The sequence below is a fragment of the Secundilactobacillus silagincola genome (genome assembly GCF_002583405.1).
In the GTDB taxonomy this organism is placed as follows: domain Bacteria; phylum Bacillota; class Bacilli; order Lactobacillales; family Lactobacillaceae; genus Secundilactobacillus; species Secundilactobacillus silagincola.
The window spans coordinates 124,644-147,851 of record NZ_BCMJ01000002.1 but is presented as its reverse complement, the minus strand read 5'-3'; the positions used below and the strand labels follow the sequence as shown (position 1 = coordinate 147,851).

General features: G+C 43.7%; 23 protein-coding genes. 5 read left to right on the top strand and 18 right to left on the bottom strand.

Annotated features, from left to right (window positions below; genetic code table 11):
• Positions 1-58: 58 nt before the first annotated feature.
• Both CES82_RS02530 and CES82_RS02525 read right to left on the bottom strand, forming a co-directional pair.
• A complete protein-coding gene (locus tag CES82_RS02530) occupies positions 59-1,657 on the bottom strand; it encodes a BCCT family transporter (RefSeq protein ID WP_098823758.1) in 1,599 nt (532 codons plus the stop codon).
• A 464-nt stretch (positions 1,658-2,121) separates the two neighbouring features.
• A complete protein-coding gene (locus CES82_RS02525) occupies positions 2,122-2,673 on the bottom strand; it encodes a sugar O-acetyltransferase (RefSeq protein ID WP_098823757.1) in 552 nt (183 codons plus the stop codon).
• Between the two features lie 123 nt (positions 2,674-2,796).
• On the opposite strand from CES82_RS02525, the gene CES82_RS02520 reads away from it, so the two are divergent.
• Entirely contained in the window at positions 2,797-3,372 is a 576-nt protein-coding gene (locus CES82_RS02520; protein WP_180245634.1) for a DUF2179 domain-containing protein, read from the top strand.
• 18 nt (positions 3,373-3,390) lie between these two features.
• Here the strand turns inward: CES82_RS02520 and CES82_RS02515 are convergent, their stop codons facing one another.
• Positions 3,391-4,230, bottom strand: coding sequence for a ribonuclease H family protein (locus CES82_RS02515; protein WP_098824005.1), 840 nt, complete (start codon positions 4,228-4,230; stop codon positions 3,391-3,393).
• A 191-nt stretch (positions 4,231-4,421) separates the two neighbouring features.
• On the opposite strand from CES82_RS02515, the gene CES82_RS02510 reads away from it, so the two are divergent.
• Entirely contained in the window at positions 4,422-4,877 is a 456-nt protein-coding gene (locus CES82_RS02510; protein ID WP_098823755.1) for a hypothetical protein, read from the top strand.
• A 135-nt stretch (positions 4,878-5,012) separates the two neighbouring features.
• On the opposite strand, the gene codA is transcribed toward CES82_RS02510, so the two are convergent.
• Complete coding sequence (gene codA, locus CES82_RS02505; protein ID WP_098823754.1) at positions 5,013-6,269, bottom strand: cytosine deaminase; 1,257 nt, start codon at positions 6,267-6,269, stop codon at positions 5,013-5,015.
• Between the two features lie 202 nt (positions 6,270-6,471).
• Between codA and CES82_RS02500 the strand changes: the two genes are divergently transcribed.
• Together CES82_RS02500 and CES82_RS02495 are read left to right on the top strand one after the other, a co-directional pair.
• A complete protein-coding gene (locus tag CES82_RS02500) occupies positions 6,472-7,809 on the top strand; it encodes a TrkH family potassium uptake protein (protein ID WP_098823753.1) in 1,338 nt (445 codons plus the stop codon).
• The gene (locus tag CES82_RS02495; protein ID WP_098823752.1) at positions 7,802-8,485 is read left to right on the top strand and encodes a potassium channel family protein; all 684 of its coding nucleotides are present in this window, start codon (positions 7,802-7,804) and stop codon (positions 8,483-8,485) included. The genes CES82_RS02500 and CES82_RS02495 overlap by 8 nt, the downstream gene beginning before the upstream one ends.
• 86 nt (positions 8,486-8,571) lie before the next feature.
• Here the strand turns inward: CES82_RS02495 and CES82_RS02490 are convergent, their stop codons facing one another.
• From CES82_RS02490 to CES82_RS02450, 10 genes are all read right to left on the bottom strand, one after another.
• Positions 8,572-8,955: a DMT family transporter gene (locus tag CES82_RS02490; RefSeq protein WP_098823751.1), complete on the bottom strand. Its 384-nt coding sequence runs from the start codon at positions 8,953-8,955 to the stop codon at positions 8,572-8,574.
• A 15-nt stretch (positions 8,956-8,970) separates the two neighbouring features.
• Positions 8,971-9,297, bottom strand: a complete 327-nt coding sequence (locus CES82_RS02485) for a DMT family transporter (RefSeq protein WP_180245633.1) — start codon at positions 9,295-9,297, stop codon at positions 8,971-8,973.
• Between the two features lie 67 nt (positions 9,298-9,364).
• The gene (locus CES82_RS12430) at positions 9,365-9,541 is read right to left on the bottom strand and encodes a hypothetical protein (protein ID WP_180245632.1); all 177 of its coding nucleotides are present in this window, start codon (positions 9,539-9,541) and stop codon (positions 9,365-9,367) included.
• Between the two features lie 3 nt (positions 9,542-9,544).
• Positions 9,545-10,219, bottom strand: coding sequence for an NAD(P)H-dependent oxidoreductase (locus tag CES82_RS02480; RefSeq protein ID WP_263850119.1), 675 nt, complete (start codon positions 10,217-10,219; stop codon positions 9,545-9,547).
• 486 nt (positions 10,220-10,705) lie between these two features.
• The gene (locus CES82_RS02475) at positions 10,706-10,906 is read right to left on the bottom strand and encodes a cold-shock protein (RefSeq protein WP_054736490.1); all 201 of its coding nucleotides are present in this window, start codon (positions 10,904-10,906) and stop codon (positions 10,706-10,708) included.
• A gap of 307 nt (positions 10,907-11,213) precedes the next feature.
• Positions 11,214-11,531 carry a hypothetical protein gene (locus CES82_RS02470; protein WP_098823748.1) on the bottom strand — a complete coding sequence of 106 codons (318 nt, stop codon included), beginning with the start codon at positions 11,529-11,531 and terminating at the stop codon, positions 11,214-11,216.
• Between the two features lie 74 nt (positions 11,532-11,605).
• On the bottom strand, positions 11,606-12,109 hold the full coding sequence (locus CES82_RS02465) for a DUF4811 domain-containing protein (protein ID WP_098823747.1): 504 nt from the start codon (positions 12,107-12,109) through the stop codon (positions 11,606-11,608).
• On the bottom strand, positions 12,110-13,534 hold the full coding sequence (locus CES82_RS02460; RefSeq protein ID WP_225364835.1) for an MDR family MFS transporter: 1,425 nt from the start codon (positions 13,532-13,534) through the stop codon (positions 12,110-12,112). It lies immediately after the preceding gene.
• An 84-nt stretch (positions 13,535-13,618) separates the two neighbouring features.
• Positions 13,619-14,737 (bottom strand): A/G-specific adenine glycosylase, encoded by a 1,119-nt coding sequence (gene mutY, locus CES82_RS02455; RefSeq protein ID WP_098823745.1) that lies wholly within the window; start codon positions 14,735-14,737, stop codon positions 13,619-13,621.
• Between the two features lie 4 nt (positions 14,738-14,741).
• The gene (locus CES82_RS02450; RefSeq protein ID WP_098823744.1) at positions 14,742-15,554 is read right to left on the bottom strand and encodes a MerR family transcriptional regulator; all 813 of its coding nucleotides are present in this window, start codon (positions 15,552-15,554) and stop codon (positions 14,742-14,744) included.
• Between the two features lie 95 nt (positions 15,555-15,649).
• Between CES82_RS02450 and CES82_RS02445 the strand changes: the two genes are divergently transcribed.
• Positions 15,650-17,311 (top strand): peptide ABC transporter substrate-binding protein, encoded by a 1,662-nt coding sequence (locus tag CES82_RS02445; RefSeq protein ID WP_098823743.1) that lies wholly within the window; start codon positions 15,650-15,652, stop codon positions 17,309-17,311.
• A 220-nt stretch (positions 17,312-17,531) separates the two neighbouring features.
• Here the strand turns inward: CES82_RS02445 and recQ are convergent, their stop codons facing one another.
• The 4 genes from recQ to dapB form a co-directional block, all read right to left on the bottom strand.
• Positions 17,532-19,295 carry a DNA helicase RecQ gene (gene recQ / locus CES82_RS02440; protein ID WP_098823742.1) on the bottom strand — a complete coding sequence of 588 codons (1,764 nt, stop codon included), beginning with the start codon at positions 19,293-19,295 and terminating at the stop codon, positions 17,532-17,534.
• A gap of 723 nt (positions 19,296-20,018) precedes the next feature.
• Entirely contained in the window at positions 20,019-21,110 is a 1,092-nt protein-coding gene (asd, locus tag CES82_RS02435; protein ID WP_098823741.1) for an aspartate-semialdehyde dehydrogenase, read from the bottom strand.
• 86 nt (positions 21,111-21,196) lie between these two features.
• Positions 21,197-22,381 (bottom strand): aminotransferase class I/II-fold pyridoxal phosphate-dependent enzyme, encoded by a 1,185-nt coding sequence (locus tag CES82_RS02430; RefSeq protein WP_098823740.1) that lies wholly within the window; start codon positions 22,379-22,381, stop codon positions 21,197-21,199.
• A gap of 24 nt (positions 22,382-22,405) precedes the next feature.
• Positions 22,406-23,185: a 4-hydroxy-tetrahydrodipicolinate reductase gene (dapB, locus tag CES82_RS02425; RefSeq protein WP_098823739.1), complete on the bottom strand. Its 780-nt coding sequence runs from the start codon at positions 23,183-23,185 to the stop codon at positions 22,406-22,408.
• Positions 23,186-23,208: the final 23 nt, after the last annotated feature.

The following is a 23,208-nucleotide window of genomic DNA, read 5'->3' as shown; positions in this document are numbered from 1 at the left end:
AAAAAGCGCTAGTAACATTGTTTTTCACAATGTTACTAGCGCTTTTATCATTTATAACTTAATTAGCTATTTGCTTAGGTGATAAAATCAGCTTACCACGAATAGCAGATTTGCGTTCCACGGTAACAGGACGTCTTTGTGCCACTTCCGCAACTTCTGGAGATGGCGTAAAGACCAGTTCGTGATCCCGTTTGACCAACCGGTGAATTGACACCAGTATGACCGCGCAAACCGCAATCAATGGGAATCCAGCCATTACGGAAATCGTCTGAATAACTTGGAAGCCACCCACTAAGACCAGTGAAAAAGCGAAAATCATGAAGACAACAACCCAGCTCATCCGGTTAAAGCGAGTTGGTTCGCGGTGCTTCAATGGCACACTGGTAAACGATGACAGAATGTAGGCTGAACCCGAAATCGTCGTTGCCAAGAAGATGAAACATGACAAGCAGTAAAGCAATGTCATAACCTGCTTCATTGGTAACGTCCCAATAACGGTCGCAATAACAGCAGCTTGACCTTGGGTATTTAGCATGTGGACCAAATTAATGACCCCGTTTTGCTGTAACCAAAGCGCGTAGCCACCCATTACGGCGTAGAACAATGCACAGCCCGTAAAGCCGTACAATAACATGCCCATCAACATTTGACGAATGGTTTTACCACGTGAGATTTTTGCAATGAATAATCCCATCACTGGCATGTATGACAACCACCAGCCCCAGTAGAAAATCGTATCCTGCTGAGTGGCGCTTGGACGCGTATTAGTCGCCATTGGCACGAACTTTTGAACGAGCATGCCTAAGCTTTGCGCCTCGTTAGAAATAATGTAACGGGTTGGACCAAAGAACAAAATTAAGACCAGAAAACCGATGGCTAACCAAATGTGCGCCATACTTAATCGATCAATACCACCATTTAAGCCCTTAAAGACTGTGACAGCAAATAAAACGAATAAGACAGCGAACAATGCTAATTCCAATGGTAAACCGTACTTAATACCGGTTGCACTTGAGAATGCTTTAGCCGTAATTGGAACTTCCATCCCAATTGATGAACCAACACCACCGATGATGCCGACAACGACAAGGACGTTGATCAAGCCAGCAAAGAACTTTTTAGTTGATTGATGCTTATCACCATCTAGCATGCCGATACCGTCGCTAAGTTTTTGAACGGGTTGCCCCTTACGATACATCAGGTAACCAATCAAAACCGCAGCGGGTGCGAACATCATCCAAGCCATTGGCCCCCAGTTAAACTGCCCCATCATAGTGGCAGAAATATAGGCGGCGTGAGAATAGGCTTTAATGTGAAAAGGTGGATTTTGAATCACCGTTAGCGGATCAGTGATGGACAGCATCATAATGCTGGCATCAATCGCAGTGGCGAACACCATAGCGCCCCACTTGAATCCACTATAAACCGGCTTGTCATCAGGTTTTCCAATTTTAATTTTCCCATATCGGCTAAATGCCAATCCGATTAAGAAGACAAAGTTGATGATATAAATACCAAGGTACATCCACCCTAACTTTAGGTTCATCCAACTCAATAGGCTAGATAAAGGTGCTTGAAGACCCTTTCCACCTATCATTAACACTAAAGTTGCCAGTAAGAATAATCCCACAGTTGGTACAAAGACCCACTTGTTGATTAACTTGCTTCTTAAAATAATATTCCTCCTCTAATAATTGTACATACCGGGGACAGAGTGTGGCGCAAGTCAAAGTGTCCGGCAAGGCTGTAAAAGATCGCCCTTACTCATTCCTGATGAGAATCCCGTTATCGAATTCGGACCATTCCTGAATCAGTTAAAATCTCTACCTTGCGTAGCATGCTTTAATTCGTGAAGTACACCATGACTTTTTATTAGCTAAGATATACTTGAAACCACAGATGAAATTGTTACCTTTCAACTCTGCAAACACCCGACGTATTTTCATAAGGGTCAGCAAAGTACAAAACACAAAAAAGCTGTCGAGATCGGTCTAAGACCATCTGCAACAGCTTTCTCTGCAACAAATTGCCACTTCCAAATGAAACCCGAATGAATTTACATTTTCATTATACACGTTTGAAAGAATAAGTAAAATATGCAGCATAGATAAGAAAATGAATCTATTTTATTGTTTTAATGACTCGCGCCGGATTACCCGCTATAACAACGTTGTCGCCGAATGATTTCGTGACTACTGAGCCAGCACCCACAACCACATTGTTGCCCAGAGTCACACCAGGCAAAATCGTGACCCGACCACCTAACCAAGCATTATCGCCAATGGTGATTGGCGCACCCAATTCAACATCCGCATTTCGCTGTACGGGATCCAATGGGTGAACTGGCGTATAAAGGCCGATGTTAGGACCAAAGTAACAGTGCTCACCGATAGTAATTGGGCAGGTATCCAAAAAGGTCATGTCATAGTTACCATAAAAATGATTGCCGATATGAATGTTGAACCCATAGTCAAACTTGAACGATGACTCCACGAAGAAATCGTCGCCAACGTCTGCCAGCAGTGCTTTAAAGCGGTTATTTCGATTATCATTATCCGTAATATGATTAATTTCTTCTAATTGCTGTCTCATGTAGACACGACGGTTAATCAACTCTGGATCAAACTGATTATAGGGTTCCCCCGCCGTCATTTTTTCACGTTCTGTCGTCATAAATTGAACACTCCTTTGCTAATAAGCATATCACACGTCACAAACTCGAGTTAAATTGCTTTCATCATTCGCTATTTGCACTAAACTGTAGTCGTAACAATAATGAAAGAAGAGGCGATTTACTTGAAACTTGCACTAACTATTTTCCTTCTAAATGCTTGTTATATTACATTAAATACATTTCGAACAATGCTGGTTGTCCGGCGCCAGCGTTTATGGGCACCGTTGCTGGCCGTTCTTGAGGAATTCGTATACGTGATTGCGCTGGCGATTGCGTTGAAAAACATCAATTCACCCGTTAACGTCATCGCTTATACCGTTGGTTTTGGACTGGGTATTTACCTTGGTATTATCATCGAAGATCACGTGGCACTGGGTTACGTTAATTTCCAAGTGACCGTTAAAATCGATAATGACGATCCCAAGTATCAGCAAAACAAAAAGCTTCCGGAAGACCTACGTAACAATGGTTATGGGGTCACGGAAACTTGGGGGTACGGCCGCGATGGGTCACGTCTGATTTTAAACATCTTAGCACCCAGAAAAGCCGATCGCCGGCTAATGGAACTCATTCATGAGCTGGCACCCGAGGCCTTTGTGATGGTCAATGAACCAACGCAAATGTCAGGTGGTTTCTGGAGCAAAGAAGTGGAACGCCGATTCAGGAAAGTCACCCATAAGGAAAAACCAAATAGCTAATTTAACTCGGGCACTGGACTATGGATTTTTAAATAAATCCAATTGTTCCAGTGCTTTTTGAATGTCAGAAACAGATTGGTCAACCTGCTTTTGCTGTTCGGGTGTTTGCTTGGTATGTGTCTGCTTGGCAGGCGTTTGTTTCCTAGGGGCAGGTTTGCTAACCGCTTTAGCCTTACCTGTTGCCATCCGAGTCGGTCGACCAGCTTTAACCATTGCGTCCATGGTTTTATTCAATAAAGAATCCACAAAAATATTCCCCTGATTATCGGCATGCCCTTTAGTCCAGACTAATGAGAGATGTGGGAACTGAGGTAAAAGGCGACTGACTTGCTGCCACAGCTCAACGTTCATTAATTCACCGCCGGAACGTCGCCAACCCCGTCGCTGCCAGCCCTTTAACCAGCCCTTGTTGATTGCGTCCAAAACGTATTTTGAATCTAGAACCAGCGTGATATCAGTCTTTTGCTGATGTTCTTCAATCAACGTTTCTAGCGCTTTAATAAACGCCATGATCTCCATTCGGTTATTTGTGGCACCCCACTCACCTGCAGAATCACTTAGCACTTTATCAGGCAATTCTAATCGGTACGCCCACGCTGCCGGATCTGTTGTTTTAACGTGACCGCCCTTAACGTTGCCGGAGTTGCGGGTACCGCCATCCGTGTAGCCAATGATCATGTCACCGTTGGCAGAATGCGTAACCGATTTTTCACCCATAAACTGTCTTGCTTCTGATTCAGTATTAAAGCCCTTAAATTCGGCACCTGAGAAACCGGATACTTCTTTTTGCGCTTCTGGCCAACTGGTATAAATACCGGGATGCTGACCCTTTCTGACTGCGTAATACTTACCCAAAATAGTCACCTCTTATTAATTTAAATGTTGTTAAAGTTTAGTAAATTCTTATTACAAGCTCAATTTTACAGTAGTGAATCATACTAATTCTGTGAAAATTATGCTAAAGTTATTACTGTAAGTAATTTATTCAGTAATTAACGTTCATACATGAACTTTAACATATACCCAGTTGTTCAAGAGGAGGAACTCCGATGTCCGAAATTCACGCGCAGCTCATCAACATCGATCAAGCACACGCCTTGTTGAAAGAGCAACACAGTCAAGCCAACGAATTTTTTCCCAAGCTGACACTAACTGGCCAATATATCCTACCAGATTATCGGCTAACACGTAAACGGGAAGCGTTCAAAATTCGCAAACACACTTTTTTAAAGAGACATTATAAGTCCTACGTTGCCTTTGATTCTGAAAATGGTCAAACGCTTTGGATGCGTAATTTTTCAAGTTTAACCCAAGCTTTGTTCTGGCTTCAAACTGGTCTTAAACCCGGTGATACTGATAGTCAATTCTCCTTTAAAGAATGGCACGAAAACCACGCAGAGGAAATTGAAAGTTATAAAGATCAGCTACGTTCCCTACATAAGGAAGCTGTGGCTAAAAAGAAAGCTTCAGAATCTCGCGCTCACAAGCCCAAAAAGCACGCCTAACTGATTAATTTTGACTATTATTAGCATTCCGACATGATTAATCAGTTACTAAAATCCCTTAAGACGGTGACCAAATCGTCACTGTCCTAAGGGATTTTTGTGTCTCATCTAATTTCGTTCAAAAACAGAATTTAATTACTTAGTAATGTCACTTTGACCAAAGTAAGTTTTCACTTCTTGAGGCCGTGTCTTAACAGTCACAACACCATGATGAATCGCATACAGTACTTCTGCTCGTTCATTCAGAGCATCATAGAAGTTATCTCTGTTCAAAATAATGCAGTTCGCTTGCTTGCCAACCTCAATACCATAGTGATCTAAGACGTGCATCGCACGAGCACCATTTTGAGTCACATACCGATATGAGTTCATGATTTGATCATAACCCATGGTCTGTGCCACATGAAGACCAAGATGTAACGGATCCATCATGTTACCGTCACCCATTGGATACCACGGATCTTTAATATCATCCTCGCCAAAGGCAACGTTAATGCCATCTTCCGTCAACTCTTTGACCCGGGTCATACCCCGACGCTTTGGATAAGTATCAAACCGTCCACCAAGGAAAGTGTTAACCAGTGGATTAGCAATCATGTTAATCCCTGACATTTTCAGCAAACGGAATAACTTATAAGCGTAAGCATCGTTATACGAACCCATTGCGGTAGTATGACTGGCCGTTACTTGATCACGCATACCAGTCTCATAAGCCAAAGTAGCCAAGGTTTCAAGTCCTCGAGCTGCTGGATCATCGATTTCATCACAGTGAACATCGATTAGCTTGTCGTACTTTTCAGCTAAATCACTGACAAAGTGCAAGGACTGTACGCCATATTCACGGTTAAATTCAAAGTGTGGAATACCGCCGATGGCATCAACGCCCATCTCCGCAGCCTTGGTCATCAGCTCCTTACCGTGTGGGAAAGAAAGGATGCCTTCTTGAGGAAACGCAACCAGTTGCAGTTCGATGAAATCTTTCACTTCATCACGAACCTCAAGCAGCGCTTTTAAAGCCGTCAAATTAGGATCCGTCACGTCAACGTGTGACCGAACGAACTGTGTTCCATGACTTGCCTGTTTCTTTAACGTCTGGATTGCACGCGTCTTGACATCTTCAATTGTCAATTTTTGTTTCCGAGCCGACCAGATACGAATGCCATCAAACAGTGTTCCTGATTGATTCCATTCAGGATCCCCCGCTGTTAAAGTCGAATCCAAATGAACGTGAGGATCAACGAACGGTGGTAATAGTAACTTACCGCGACCATCAATCAGGCCTTCACTATCTTTTGGTGCAATGTGATCAGCAATTTCAACAAACTTGCCATCTTCAATTCGAACATCTTTTAAGGTATCGCTATTTTCAATTGACACTTGCTGTATCAGCATCTTTTCACAACCTCCAACGATTTAGTTAATGCTTTTCACTAAATTATACCACTGGATTTACCAATTATTTAATGCGTCGTTCAATTCATCGCAATCTATTTTTAGTCTCACGTTGCTGGCAATGAATTCGGTACCATATTGCTTTTAAACTGCTGCTATTTTCGCTATAGTTTAATTAATAAAACTTAAAGGAGGGGCGGCTATGTCAAAACGTCAGCACCTTTCACTCCCCAAAGCACTGACACTTGGTTTTCTAATCATCATTCTAATTGGCACCGTTCTTCTCAGTCTGCCGATTGCAACTCGTGACGCTCACAGCACTTCCGTACTGGATGCTTTTTTTACCGCTACCAGTGCCACCTGTGTTACGGGACTAACCTTGGTCAGCACTGCTTTTCACTGGACGATTTTTGGTCAAACGGTTATTTTATTTCTCATGGAGATTGGCGGCCTTGGTTTTATGACGTTCACCGTCATGCTGTTCTTATTCATGCGCCGACAAATGAGACTGTCGACCCGACTCCTAGCCCAGGAATCACTTAACCTAGATAACTTATCTCAACTCAATGTCATCAAATTAATTTTACTGCTATCGTTCATCATCCAACTGGCAGGCGCCGGATTATTAATGGTCGATTTTTACCCGCGGTACGGTTTAGCCAAAGGGCTGTGGTTCAGTGTGTTCCACGCTGTTTCGGCTTTCTGTAACGCTGGGTTTGACCTATTCGGCAATAGTTTGGAAGGCTTTGCTAACGATCCTTATGTATTAAGCGTCATGTCTATTTTAATTATTGCTGGTTCTTTTGGTTTCCTAGTTTGGCAAGATCTGCTGCTTTTTCCTAAACGGCATCACTTGTCACTGCATACCAAATTAGCCTTGGGAACTGGTACCGTGCTGGTCTTACTCTCAATCGTTGTTTATCTACTCAGCGAAAATAATTTAGCAGTTCTTAGCCCGCACGTTTCTTTTGGTAATCGGCTAGTTAACACCGTATTCATGGCAATCACACCTCGGACTGCTGGGTTAGTGACATTGCCATATCAGCAATTATCCATTGCCAGTATTGCGTTCACCATGCTATTGATGTTTATTGGTGGGACACCTGGATCAACTGCCGGTGGGGTGAAAACCACAACGATTGGACTGCTCACCCTGCAAAGTATCGCCACTCTAAGAGGAAAACGTGATGCTACTTTTGGTCACCGTCGTTTTACTCAAGAAAATGTCTTCCGCGCCCTGACCTTAATATTCGTTGCACTGACCATTTTAACAGTAGCAACCTTGATTCTCTGTGCCACCCAACCCATTCCTAAAAATGATGGCCTGCAAACCGTCACCTTTGAAGTTCTGGCAGCGTTTGGAACAACGGGAATCTCACTAGGGCTAACCCCTCACTTAAACGTGCTTGGTAAACTGATTATCATGTTTTTAATGTTCATTGGCCGTGTTGGCATCTATACCGTGATGTTCTCAATCTTAAACGCTAACCGTAAGCAACCTAACTATCGTTATCCAGAGGAGAGTGTTCTAATTGGTTAAACAAAAGCGTGAAAACTATGCCGTGATTGGCCTGGGTCAGTTTGGCAGTGCAATTTGCCAATCTCTAGTAGACGCTAATCAAGAAGTCCTGGCCATCGATATTGACGAAGAAAAGGTTAACGAATTTACAAACATCGTCACACGGGCTGTGATTGCTGATGCCCAAGACGAAGATACGATGAAGGAACTCGAAATTGGCAGTTTCGATCACGTTTTTATTTCAATCGGTCAAAATATTCAGACCAGTATCATGGCTACACTATTGACTAAAGAACTGGGTGCCAAAGACGTCATTTGCAAAGCCGAAAACGAAAGCCACGCTAGAGTACTGGAAAAAATTGGTGCTGACCAAATTGTACGACCAGAACGCGACATGGCCCGCCGAATCGTCTTTCATCATTTGCAGCCGAACATCGTCAACTACCTGATGCTGAGCGACCAAGTCACCATGGCTGAAGTGAAAGTCGATAATCCAAACTTCGTGGGTAAATCCTTGAACGAATTAGCCGTCCGAAACACGTATCACATTAACGTAATTGCCATCAAGACAGAGGGTAAAGTTAACCTCTCGCCAGACGCTAATGACAAGTTAAGACTCAACGATTTAATCTCGGTAGTCGGCTATACAACTGATGTCAACCAGTTTAATGAAGACGCGCAGTCATCTTCAAAATGAATGCGTAACGTAACACAAAAACGCCAGTCCAACATGGGAATGGCGTTTTTGTGTTATATTCTGGAATCTACCGAGTTGTGTCACACTCAATCCTTAATATTCATCCTATCTTCCACTTGCAATGACTCATAATCAATTTCTTCTTCTGCTTCTCCAGACCAGTTTAACGACACGATACCCACCACAATCAGAACTAAACCCAAGATCTCACCGATTGAAAATGAAACGTGAAACATGGTGACATCCAGCGCTGCGGTTAATACCGTGCCAGCGCCTGACCAAAGTCCATACGCCACACTCAACGGTACCACCCGCATGGCATACGATAGACTGTAGAGCATAATTAAAAAGACGACAATGCTCAACAAAGTCCAAGAGGCTTGGGTGAACTCCTTTGATAGCTTTAACGAAATCGTCCCAATAATCTCCGTCACAATCGAAAGACCTAACGCTACATAATATTTAAACATCCGCCTTCACCTACCTCACAATATATTCAACATCACCGTGCCAATAATAATGCACGCAACACCGACCACCTTAGAGCGGTTGAGCCGTTCTTTGAAGAAAATGATGCCGATAATCGTTGTAAATAGTGTACCAATCGCACCCCACAGCGCATAGGCTACCCCGAGATCCATCCAGCGAAGCGACTTGGAAAAAAGAAACAGTGTAATCGTATACCCAATCACTAGGCAAATGGTGGGTATCAGACGATGAAAACCATCTGACTCCTTCAATAACGAGCTGCTGATAATTTCAAATATAATCGCTGCAAATAAAAACCCATATCCCAATAGCAAAGTGACCATCCCGTTTCTAAAAACTATATTAAGTCTCATTCTAAACCTAATTAATTAAACAAGTAAATCCCTCGAATTACCAACGTGAAGGATTCCAGGTTCGTCCGTCGATTTCACCTTGTGCCAGCTTAATGCGGCGCTGCTGTTCTTCGTTCAATTCAGCAAGCGCTAAGTACAGTGCGCGTTCTTTAAATTGCGGCGTTTGTGCTGCTAATTTCAAGAGCTGTTGTGTCGCCCATGTCTGTTCTGCCATCAGCTATTCCTCCGTATCTTGAATCATCTTCAGATTCATCTGCAGATCTTCTAGTGTCGATTGATCATTTTTGATTTGATCTAAAATTAACGTTAATTGCTGCTTTTTGTCTTCTGGAACCGTAGCAATTAATTCCGATAATTTATTCACCAGCCAATCGGTTTGATCATCAAAGTGTCCCAATCGTGGCTGCGTGAGATAGCGTTGATAATTAATTAATAATTTGGCCTTCATCTCGTCTGACTGATAGCCAAACTGATCAATTACAAATGTAGGTAAATAAGTCATTTGCAACTTATGCGCTAACGCTTGAAACGGGATCATGATTTGAGAAAGACTAAAGTTCTCCCCAGCACCGGCAACGAAATTTCTGGCTGGTGACCCTAAACTGACTGCAATTCCTAACTCTTTGCCAACTAGACTTCCCATAGCATCCGGATACGCAAAGTGTCGTGTCAGCACTTGATCTATCCAGTTTTTTAAAACGGCTGGCGCTGAGTACCAATAAAGCGGAAACTGCAACACTAATCGGTCCGTTTGTTGAATTAGTGCTTGGTCTTTTGCCACCTCGACATTAAAAGTATTTACAGGATGCCAAGTGACCTCCGACAAATCTGCAGCTTTCTTTAAAAACTGCTGCGTACTGGAATCTTCAATTTGTGGATGTCCCACAATCACTAAAGTTTTGATAAAACCGCCCCCACTCACACCATCATGATGCTTCTAATTAAGCTCATCTTATCACACCAATTATTTGTTCGGTGGTCTCAAAGCTTATCATCATTGTTTTCCTAACGTGAGTGACTACAAAACGGTTTTGAGAGTAGGCTTTTTCAAAACCGTTTTGTGCAATGTTTTATAGGGAGAGCACAGTAGTGACCGAACTACTGGGAATAGCAACGGGATTTATAAGCACCAATGTGACTATACCCTTACTATTCGCCTTAAGTTTACTGTTTGTCTGTAATGAACATATGTCGTTTATGTATCGGTTGCGTAAAGATTGAAAAATCATCTATTGATTAGTTGGACCAACTGAACTCCACCCTCGCTGCCTCAAACTGTACGATATTTTGAAGTACCGATACGATGTAAAACCGGTTTGAGAACACAAAAAAACCACCAATCAAAATGATTGGTGGTTTCGTTGGGCTTAATTAAGAATTAAGCAACAGTAACGTTAGCAGCTTGTGGGCCGCGGTCGCCGTCTTCAACGTCCAAAGTTACCTTTTGGCCTTCTTCAAGAGTCTTGAAGCCGTCAGCATTGATAGCTGAGAAATGTACGAATACATCTGAGCCGTTTTCAAGAGTGATAAAACCGTAACCTTTGTCAGCGTTGAACCATTTAACAGTACCTTGTTCCATTAGAATGAAACCTCCATGCGCTATGCGCAAATAAATTTTGCATTTGAAACTTTTGAATAAGGAGCCATTCTAAAAAGAACGTTGTACCTTAATTCCGAAGCATAAATACATTAACAATACAATAACAGGTAATTCGGAAAAGTGCAACAATAAACTCCTAAAAAAATGAACTTTATTTTGGTTAATCGAATCACCGACTGCAGTATAACACGTTTAACACCATACGTTTCAAGTACTTTTAAAAAATTAAATAAAACCTCAAATGATATCAATTTAATTATTTTAAATTTAGTTTTTAATTATCAAATTACCGAATCAATAACTCAATGGTATCCTTTTGAGGAGCAAAATTTAGCCCCGCCACACGTTCTTTAAGAATCTTTGAGTATTCATCCAGTACATCATCAGGAAGGGGTGTTGTGGCCCCTAATTCAGCTAACACATCATCTGGAGAGTCAACTTTCTCCATATCAATAAATAGGCGCATGTTACCCACTGTATCTCGTAGCAGGTCGGTCAGCAGACTATTGGGTTTGCCTTCCAAATCGGTAACAACAAGTTGTGCGCCATCAACTCCTTGATGATTGATCGTAATCATTTTTAAGACATCAAAAACGTTATACATAGCAGCTCCCCCAATTAATAAGTGACATTGTGCTCATTATACACGATGTTTCTAGGCTGTAAAAGCGATTCAGTTTAACTCATCCGTACCAGGTGCCAGCCAGGTTTCAGACTAAAGTGCCATTGGGTGCCGGCATAGTCGTGATTCTTTACGCCAACGCTGAATAACAGTCGCAGTTCCTCATTTCGGTAGACCCGATACGTTCTGGTGACTTTCAGTTGATTGTGCTTAGCATTTTGAGTAATTTCAACTGGTCCCTGGGTAGGATCTGTGTGTTCTAATTTGTGTTCCAGCGGATTGCTCTTATACAAATACACCCGCTCGTTCTTCGTCCCAATCTGGCGATAAAGCAACACCCGTTTTTTGGTGGTTAAACTAGAGGTAAGCGGATATTCATGACTAACCGTCACCTTTTTCATACCTAAATACTGATTGAAGTTTAGGATCATCAGCAAAATACTGCCCACGGTTAAAATCAGGCCAATAATTACCCAAACCGTTTTCTTAGTACCGCCACTCATAAAAATCATACTACCAGCAAAAAGCAACACACCGGCAAATAATAGTATTGCAACCATTTAGGCCACCTCCTTATTTCGTTTCAAGAAGAAGGTCATCACAAGGCCAATCAATGCAAACGTAGTGGCAATCCCAAAAGCATACCGAAAACCGACAACGTTAGCGTGCAAAGCTAATTTTTTAAATAAAATTGGTGTGGCCGTGGCTACGGCATGGTTTGGCATGTGGTTCATGGTCACATTCGACATTACCGAAACCAGCACAGCAGTCCCCATGGAAGCAAAGACTTGTCGTGCAGTGTTGTTTACAACGGTTCCATCACTGATCAAGTTCAACGGTAAAGCGTTCATCCCAGTAGTGGTAACGGGCATCATAACCATGGAAATTCCCATCATCCGAACGGTATACAGACACACGATATCAATCACTGGTGTGGTTGCGGTAATCGGAATAAAGGAACCGGTTGCCAACGTCAGCAATAACATGCCAGCAATGGCCATGTTACGTGCGCCTAATCGATCAAAAATTCGACCAGTAATCGGGTTCATCAACCCGATGACAATCGCCCCTGGCAATAACGTTAACCCTGAAGCTAACGGTGACTCCCCGCGAATGGTTTGCAAATACATTGGCAGAATCAGCGTAAACCCGTTCATCGCCATAAACGATACGGCTACCAACGCTGCTGAAAGTGAAAATTCACGGTGAGCAAACACTTTAAGTTGCAATAGCGGATTCTTGATCTTAACTGACCGCCAAATAAACAGCCCCACAACGATCAAACCAACTATCAACGTGACGTAAACCACCGGACTTGTCCATTGATAATTTCCAACAGATGAAAAAGCAAACAGCATGGAACCAAAACCAATAACAGAAAGCAAAACTGATAGCCAGTCAATGGGCGCTTTCTTGGTGGGCAGTACCTTGCGCAGTGTAAACCAGCCCATAACGAGGACCAGTACTAAAATTGGCAAAATAAATAAAAACAGCATCCGCCAAGAATAGTGCATCAGGATCCAGCCTGAAAGCGTTGGCCCAATTGCAGGTGCTAAACCAACTACCATCCCGGCAGTCCCCATAGCAGCACCACGTTTCGAGGGCGGAAAAATGGAGGTCATAATGGTTTGGTAAACTGGCGCAGTAATCCCCACACCAGCCCCCTGAATCAAACGACCAGCTAAAATCATCCAAAAGTTAGTAGCGGAAAGGCACAGCAGTGTACCGATACCAAAAATCAAAATAGCGGATAAGTATAACTTCCGCGAATCAAATCGCTGAAGGAAAAAACCGGTAATGGGAATGATAATCCCCATCATCAGCATGAACCCAGTCGTCAGCCATTGAACAGTATTCGCCGAAATACTAAAAGATTTCATTAACGTTGGTAAAGCGGTAGTCAGCATCGTTGACGTCAAAAAGGTGCTAAAGGTCCCCACAAGCATCGTAAAAACTAATATGAGTCGATTATACGGTCGCCCCATTTGATCAACTGGCTGATCTGATTTATGTAACTTCTCATCCAAGAGCATCACTTTCTTTCTGTTTAAATCTCAAATTGAAACTATTTATTGAATCTGATGTACCCGCGTTAGTAATTTTTCCTGAACTTTCGGCAACGCCATTCGCGTCAGTTCGTCGCTGGACAGCCATTTACCCGGAAAGAAACTGAGGTCAGCATCTGGTTTAACTTCAGCACTTAACAAGGTGATGAGCCACTGACGGTGAGTAAACGTATGTTTAACTGGCTTACCACCCATAGGTATCACGCGAACGGTTAGGCCAAACTCCTGCTGCACTAATTTCTCAAGCAAGCTTAATCGTTCTTCTTCCGTTACCAGTTCAGGCGTTTCACTCATGGCTAAAACATCGTCTTCCGCGATTAAGGGGAAGGTCCAGAAATTAGCCAATAGCCCATCACTGGGTCGTTTTTGCATCAAAAACTGATCATCATGGCGAATGACTAACCCATAATAAGCCACTTTAACTGGCTTGGGCTTCTTCGATTTCACCGGATACTGCATCTCAACGCCATCTAAATAAGCCTGATTAAAGGCCTTCACTGGTGAATGCGCCGAATCAGGATTCTTGGCAGACATATAACTGGCGCCAAGATCCATCACCGCCTGATTGAAATCACCGGGACGGTCGGGTGACATAATGCGACCAATCACCCGTTCAAAAACTGGGCGTGTTTGCGGCTTAGCGATATCCAGGTCAATCTCCAGTAAACGAGCAAACACCCGGAAAGCATTGCCATCCACGGCGGGAACGGGTTCGTTAAACGCAATGCTGGCGATGGCACCAGCAGTATATGGTCCAATACCAGCTAATTCTTGCAGGCCCTCAGCGGTTTGGGGCCACTGACCGCCACGTTCATTGACGATTTGTTTAGCCGCCTTTTGTAAGTTACGCGCCCTAGAGTAGTAACCAAGACCCTCCCACGCCTTCATCAGCTTAGCTTCAGGTGCATTAGCCAGATCCGTTACGGTGGGAAATTCCGCCATAAAATGTTCGTAGTATGGTATCACTGTATTCACTTGGGTCTGCTGAAGCATAATTTCCGAAACCCAAACATGATATGGATCATGGTCCCGACGCCAAGGTAAATGGCGACCGTGGGCATCATACCAATCCAATAACGTTTTTCGAAAGGAGCGAATCGTACTTTCTGACCATTCAATCATCCAATCACTCCTTCACTGCAACTAACAGGCGTACCACCTGTTTCGCTGGATCATCCGTCTGCCAGTTGCCAACTACTGGTTCTTCATAATAATTGGTCCCTAAAATCAGGTGATGTTGCGCTGCATACTCACGTAAATGGTTAAAGCCATCAATCAATGGCGTATCTAAATGGTGGTAAGCAAGCACTGCACGACCACCTAACTGGGTGGTATCAGCCTTAACTTTGCTGCTGGGAGCTAATGGCGTATATAGCGCCGTCACCAACTTGGATTGCCCCGACTCAATTGCGTGCTGCGAATGTATCCGTCCAACTACTAAATTAACCGGTGCCATGTCCATCACGGAAAGCACGTGCTTGATTTGCGCTTGAATTTGGTTTCCCGTGACCTGTATGTCCTCCGGAAACGTCGTTGTTAGTAAACTAACTGGTGAACGATCGACCACCGTCGCCGCTTCTGGCATGGCCTGACGTGCGGTTTCCTGATTCGTGATTTCCTGGGAAATCTGCTGATGCGCCATGCTCAACTGATTTAATTGTTTTTCAACCAGTTGCTGCTGATACTTCAACATGGCAATGTGATCATTACCATTTGTGTGCAGTGTTGCTTTCGTCTTATTCAAATCATTTTCCAGCTTAACCGTGGCTTGCAGTGACAGCCATTGATTGACCTGGTTGAGATCATATGCCCGCCGTCCGTTCTTATCCCGACTTGCTGGCTGGAATAAACCCAGCTCATCAAAGCGATTAAGAACGTGACGATCAATTCTCATGAGCTGGGCAAACTGACCTGCAGAAAGTTGTTGCCCTTCTATCAATATGGTTCACCTCGTAAAGTATTTATGTTACTTGACGTTATGAAACTGCTTCATTATTATCAAAATAGAGCTATTGGGATTGAGAGGGTACTGCCATGAAAACAACATTCAAACTAATCAGCGTTATGCTGGCAACGCTTTTTTTAAGCGGCTGTCAGCAAAGTCTGTCTAATTCAAAACAGACTTCTGACAATAAAGGGGTCATGTCACGTAATCAAAACGTTACCGTTGTTGAGCAAACACGTTTAAACACCGTGGATATTTCAAAGGTTAACAGTTTTAATAAATTACGCAGTTCAACGGAAGGCCTATTTCGATTGGGCAACAATGGCCGGGTCAATAACGGCTTAGCTCAGAGCTACCACATCAGTAAAGATGCCAAAACGTACACCTTTCAACTTCGAAATAACGCGCGCTGGAGCAATGGTCAGCCAATTACCGCCACTGATTTTGTTTATTCATGGCAGCGAAGTGTTAACCCGCAAACTAAGTCCGTAAATGCTAATCTATTTGACGGAATTAAAAACGCCGACAAAATTAGAAAAGGTGAGCTGCCAGCAAGCCGTTTAGGCGTCAAAGCCCTTTCAACACACAACCTTCAAGTGAAGTTAAATCACCCAATGGTCTACTTTGAAAGTCTATTAGCCTACCCACTGTTTGCACCTCAGCATCGTGCCACGGTGCAACGTTATGGGTCCCAATACGGTGCCAGTGCAGATCAGCAGATTTACAGTGGCCCCTTTAAACTGGTTAAATGGCACGCCAATAGTGCTTCTCGAACGCTGGTACCTAACCCGTATTACTGGGACAAATCCCATGTTTATCTCAAACGTTTAACCATTGTGACCTCTAAATCGCCCTCTCAAGATTTAAGGGATTACCGCAGCGGTAAAGTTGCTGAAATTCAGTTAATTGGTAAACAGATCCCTGAGAACAAAAATAACCCAGACTACATTGTCCGGCCCTTCTCATTAATGCGCATAATTGCTTATAATTTTAGCACAAGTAACACTGCTAATAAAAAACTCATTAATAATCGTAACGCACGACTGGCAATTTCGCACGCAATTAGTCGTCGCCGTTTGATCGATCAAGCACTGCAAAATGCCTCTCTACCGCCAAAAGGATTTGTCACTGCCGGCCTCAGTAAAAATAATCTTAATCATTCCGACTTTGCTAATCAGCAGGAAGCATCCTCATACGTCAAAGGGAACAACAAGACAGCAGCACACGAATGGGCAGCAGCCAAACGACAACTGCATGTCAGTACGGCCAAGCTAACTCTCATTACTGCAAACGATGCGGTCAGTGTTCGGGTTGCGAACAATCTCAAAACCCAACTGGAAAATCATTTGCCAGGACTCACCATTCATACAGTTTCTCTAGATTCAAATCACTTAAACAACCGTGTAACTAACGGGCAATTTGACCTGCTGCTCACCGGGTGGGGTGCCGATTATCCCGATCCGCTTTCATTTTTACAAGTAATGACGAGCAATAGTCGGCATAACTACGGGCACTGGCACGACGCTACGTATGACCGACTAGTAAATACTCTTAATAACAATCAGAGCACGGACAATCAATTACGGTGGCAGCAAATGCTAAATGCTGAAAAAAGGCTAACTGAACAGCAGGGCGTCACGCCTTTGTATCAGCAGGCTGACAGCTTTTTAACTAACCCAAAGTTAAATGGAGTCGTGCATAATATCAGCGGGGTTGTGGAAGATTATAAGAGTGCGTATTGGGTAAAATAGAGTGTGAAAACAAGCGCTTAGAGAGTGGAGAATAAGGCATAGATGACGGAAATCCCGGTTTTGGATTTCTGTCATCTATGCCTTATTTGCAACTCTCTGCTTGTTTGAACACGTTTAAGCTAGATTAAAGTGGTGAACAAAAGTAAATTTTCAATTGTACTTCAGTCAAAAACTAGATAACATTTTTATCAATACAAATTTACGATAACTCTCTTTTTAGCTAATCCACCTTTAACTCATTATCAGCCTTTAATTCCTTCAGAAAAGCAGCACCATATTTAGCCAGTTTACTTTCACCAACACCGCTGACCGTCAGCATCTCTTCTTCGTTTTGCGGCATCACTGCACACATATCACGAAGCGTTTTATCCGAAAAAATCACGAATGGCGGTACGCCCTGCTTCTTAGCAAATTCTCGACGAATAGCCCGCAGGCGTTCGAAGAGATCATCGTTTTGTGGTAAGACGTGCGTTGCTTGCACGGCAACTTTCCGGTAAACTTTCTGCTTTCCCTGCAGCACAGCTACCCCACTATCACTCACACGCAGTACTGGATACTGACCGCCTTCCGCTACCAAATAACCAGCAGCCGTCAGAAAATCGATTAGCTCTGCTACCGACTTCTGTGACGAACCCTTCATGATGCCGTACGTGGTCAGCTGGTCAAAGTGAAACTCTTTGATCCGTGCCACGCTGGAACCCGTTAGCACTTGCGCCACAAGGATTTTCCCGAACCGTTCGTTCATCCGCTTAACGCAAGACAGTACTTTTTGAGTATCAACGGTAATGTCTTGTTCTTCACGATCATCCAGACAATTCGAACATTGCCCGCAATCAGTGCCCTCTTCACCAAAGTAATTTAAGATAAATCGTTGCAGGCATTCTTGCGTATTAGCATACTGCGTCATGTCCTGTAGCTTTTCGTATTCCCGCTTCTTACCCGCATCGTCTCGCTCAGACTGATCGATCAAGAAATGCTGAATCGACACGTCCGACTGTCGAAAGAGTAAAATTGCTTCGCTTGGCAAGCCGTCTCGACCTGCCCGGCCAGCTTCCTGATAGTATGATTCAAGGCTGCCTGGAACCTGTGCGTGAATCACGAACCGAACGTTACTTTTATCGATCCCCATACCAAACGCGTTGGTGGCGACCATGACGGGTACCCGATCATAAAGAAAGTCTTCTTGATTTTGGCGACGAACTTCCTTAGAAAGACCACCATGATACATCGTTGCGTCGATGTGTTTTTTATTTAATAACTTAGTTAACCGTTCAACTTCTTTACGGGTACTTGCGTAAACAATACCGGATTGACCGGCATTTTGCTTTAAATAATCCACCAGATATTTGTCGTTATCCTGGTGCTTGATTACTTTAAAAGCTAGATTGGGCCGTGAAAAACCGGTTTTGACCTCTTCCGCTAAACCTAATCGCTGACAAATGTCTTTTGCCACAATTGGCGTCGCGGTAGCCGTTAACGCAATAATCGTTGGTTGACTGGGTAACTGCTGAATCGTTTGCGCCAGATTCAAGTAACTCGGCCGAAAATCATGCCCCCACTGAGAAATACAATGGGCCTCATCAATAGCTACCAAATCAATTGGGAGCTCTGCTAGCCGGTTCAAGTAACCCGAATCCAGCCGTTCTGGGGAAACATATAGTAGTTTAACGTCACCGTTTGCGGCATCATTGAAACGCTGATTGATCTGGTCATAGTCCAGTGAACTATTGATGAAGGTTGCCGCAATCCCATTTTCATTTAACGCATCAACCTGATCTTTCATTAGTGAGATTAGTGGTGACACCACCAGCGTAACCCCATCTAACATGAGTGCCGGAATCTGGTAACAAAGTGATTTACCACCACCAGTCGGCATAATTGCCAGCACGTTTCGATGTCCCAGCACATCGTTAATGACTTCTTCTTGGCCGGTACGAAAGCTGTCATATCCGAACTGGGATTTTAATATGGTCTGCGGCTTCATGAATTTCAGTTCCTTTCGAAATAGTCTTCTTCCAGTTTAACAGAATACTGGCGCTAATGTTAATTACGGTAATCAGGAAAATTAAATTTTAATAAAACGAAAGAGGACTGTGATATAAGCCTATATTGATTAAAGCTTTATCTGGTTTTTTAACTGAAATACCATTTAAAATTTACCTTTGTTCAATGCTTTAATCTAGACTAAACTGGCTTCACACTCTGTTTTTTGAAACGTGCTCTTGGGAGCAGAGACTTGCACGTAAGCAACTTATGGTACAAATCCAAGTTCGGGATTCCCACCATAAGCTACTTACGCTCCAGTCTCTAAGCGCTCCTCCTCACACTCTGTTTTTGAAACGTACTCTTGGGAGCAGAGACTTGCACGTAAGCAACTTATGGTACAAATCCAAGTTCGGGATTCCCACCATAAGCTACTTACGCTCCAGTCTCTAAGCGCTCCTCCTCACACTCTGTTTTTGAAACGTGCTCTTGAGAACAGAGACTTGCACGTAAGCAACTCATGGTACAAATCCAAGTTCGGGATTCCCACCATAAGCTACTTACGCTCCAGTCTCTAAGCGCTCCTCCTCACACTCTGTTTTTGAAACGTGCTCAAACAAGCAGAGAGTAGAGAATAAGGCATAGATGACAGAAATCCAAAACCGGGATTTCCGTCGTCTATGCCTTATTCTCTACTCTCTAAACGCTTGTTTTCACACTCTGTTTATTTAGCTGTAATGTAACCCTGTGCCTTTAATAATTCAGCACATTCAACGGCACCGCCAGCTGCCCCACGAGCTGTGTTATGAGACAGACCAACGAACTTCCAATCAAAGATTTTATCTTCGCGAAGCCGACCGATAGAAATTCCCATACCGTGTTCGTAGTTCACATCCAAGCGAACTTGCGGACGGTCATCTTCAGTCATGTAGCGGATAAACTGCTTTGGCGCGCTTGGCAGACCCAAACGTTGCGGTTCACCAGTATAGCTTTCCAGTGCATCGATTAGATCCTGCTTAGTTGGGTTCTTGCGGAAGTTAACGAATGCTGCAGCAGTATGCCCATATAATACTGGCACTCGGATACATTGAGAAGTGATCACAGTATCATCAGCGGGCACAATGGCCTTCTTTTCGTCATCAACGTGGCCCCAAATTTTCAGGGGTTCGCCCTCTGATTTAGCTTCTTCACCAGCAATGTAAGGAATCACATTGCCTTCCATTTCTGGCCAATCCTTGAAGGTTTTACCGGCACCAGAGATAGCCTGGTAAGTCGTAGCAATCACTTGAGTAGGTTCAAACTGACGCCAGGCTGATAGTGCTGGCGTATAACTTTGAATCGAACAGTTAGGCTTAACGGCGACAAAACCGCGACTAGTCCCTAAGCGTTCCCGTTGATACTTGATGACATCCGTATGATCCGGATTAATTTCTGGAATCACCATTGGCACATCAGGTGTCCAACGGTGCGCGCTGTTGTTTGAAACAACTGGCGTTTCAGCCTTTGCATAAGCTTCTTCCAACTTACGGGTGTCGGCCTTATCTAATTTGATGGCACTAAAAATGAAATCGACTTGAGGTGCAATTTCGTCAACATTGGCTGCATCATGAAGCACCATGTCCTTCACTTGTTCAGGAACATCGCCTTCCATCTTCCAACGGCCCTTAACAGCTTCGGCATAAGTTTTGCCCGCACTGTGCGCACTAGCCGCAACTAAAGCAATCTCAAACCAGGGATGGTCAGCCAAAATCTTGATAAATCGCTGACCAACCATACCTGTTGCACCAATAATCCCTACTCGTAGTTTCTCACTCATCAGATATCCCTCGTTTTCATCACGCATATTTTCAAATTAGTTTTTAATAATTGCATTAAACTGTATTTTGCACAATTAGTCAAGTGCTAGGCTTTATCAGCTAAAAAAGCTTTTAGCCGTTTCATTGCTTCCGTCAAATCTTCATCAGAAGCCGCATATGAGAAACGAATATAGCCTTCACCGCCGGCACCAAAGGCACTGCCCGGTACACCACCGACTTTGCCCTGCTCAGCCAAATCGTACGCAAACTTCACATCATCTTTGCCGTAGCTAGCTGGAATTTTAACAAAGGCGTAGAACGCACCAGATGGGGTCGCCATTGATAGTCCCATGTCATCCATCGCATTTTGAACGAAGTCACGGCGTTTTTGATAAACTTTCCGCATTTCAACGGGATCTTGCAGACCGTTATGCAGTGCTTCAGCCGCGGCAGCCTGTGCTGGGTTCGATGGTGAAGTCACCATGAAAGCGTGCATCTTGGTTGCATTCGCAATTAGTTCAGCCGGACCAGCCATGTAGCCCATACGATAACCAGTCATGGCGTGGGACTTCGAAAGGCCATTAATCAAAATCGTCCGCTCTGGAATGACGTTAGCAATCGAGTAGTGATCAACACCATAAGTCAGTTCACTGTAAATTTCATCAGCAATCACAAACAAATGGTGATCAGCAATGACTTTAGCTAAGCCTTCAATCATTGATTTGGGATATTCAACCCCAGTTGGATTACCTGGATAGTTCAGTAAAACAGCTTTCACTGAATCACCTTCTTGATCCAGCACTTTTTCCAACCGCTCTGGTGTCAAAACAAAGTCACTGTCCGAGGTATCAACTTGAACCGTGGTTGCTCCAGCAATCGTCACTAGCGGGAAGTACAGGGCAAACGCTGGTGTCGGGATCACCACTTTGTCACCAGGATTTAAAATGGTGAACAGTGAGGCACAAACGGCTTCAGTGGCCCCTACAGTTGCAATAATTTCAGTATTGGGATCGTAATCCAAACCCTGACTTGCCATCAGATAATGATGAATACCTTCCCGCAGATACATGGTCCCCTTCTGTGGCGAGTAATGTGAATCATTGTCTTGAATGCTCTTAATGGCTGCTTGCTTAACGTGTTCCGGAACGTCCATATCTGGTTCTCCCAGGGTGAGTTGAATGAGTCCTGGAATGGTTGAGAATTTTTGGGCAACTTCCCGAATGCCGGAAGGTCCAACTTGGTTTAATCTTTGATTGACTTGCTGACTTAAATCACTAGCTAATTGAGGCATAATGTCACTCCATTTTTTTATTAATTAAAGTACGTTTTCAAGTCCAACAACTAACTGTTTCAAGTCGAGGACGTGATCCATGGCGACCTTAACGCCGGTCATGAAGGATTGACGGTCAAAGGAATCTTGGCGAATGGTTAATGCTTCACCTGGGCCGCCAAACAAAACTTGTTCATGAGCAACGTAACCGGGTAAGCGAACCGCATGAATATGGATCCCGTGATAATCACCACCACGGACACCTGACAAACTCTCTGTTTCGTTAGGATTTCCCTGTTCATGTTCTGGGCGAACTTCATCGATCAGTTTAGCTGTGCTTAGAGCCGTTCCTGATGGCGCATCCGCTTTGTTGTCATGGTGCATTTCAATGATTTCAACGTCTGGGAAGTACTTGGCTGCTTCCTTGGCAAACTTCATCAATAACACAGCTGACATACCAAAGTTAGGTGCGACCAAACCACCTAAATGCTTAGCATTAGCTAACTCCTGCAATTCACTTACTTGATCATCCGTTAATCCAGTTGTCCCGATAACGGGGTGAATCCCGTGTTCAATCGCAAATTTGGTGTTGGCGTATACCGCGCTTGGTAATGTAAAGTCGATCCAAATGTCAGCATCGGTTTGAATCTCGTTCAAATCACCATAGATGGCAACCCCGGCTGGCAAATCATAGTCCTTAGGATCCTTGGAAGTCACATCAGCAGCGAAACCAGCGACTAATTCATAACCGTCACTTTCTTGAACTAGGTGAACCGCTTTTTGACCCATGGCACCGGTAAAACCGGCAATTAACACTTTTATCATTTTAAAAAACTCCTTGTTCTACC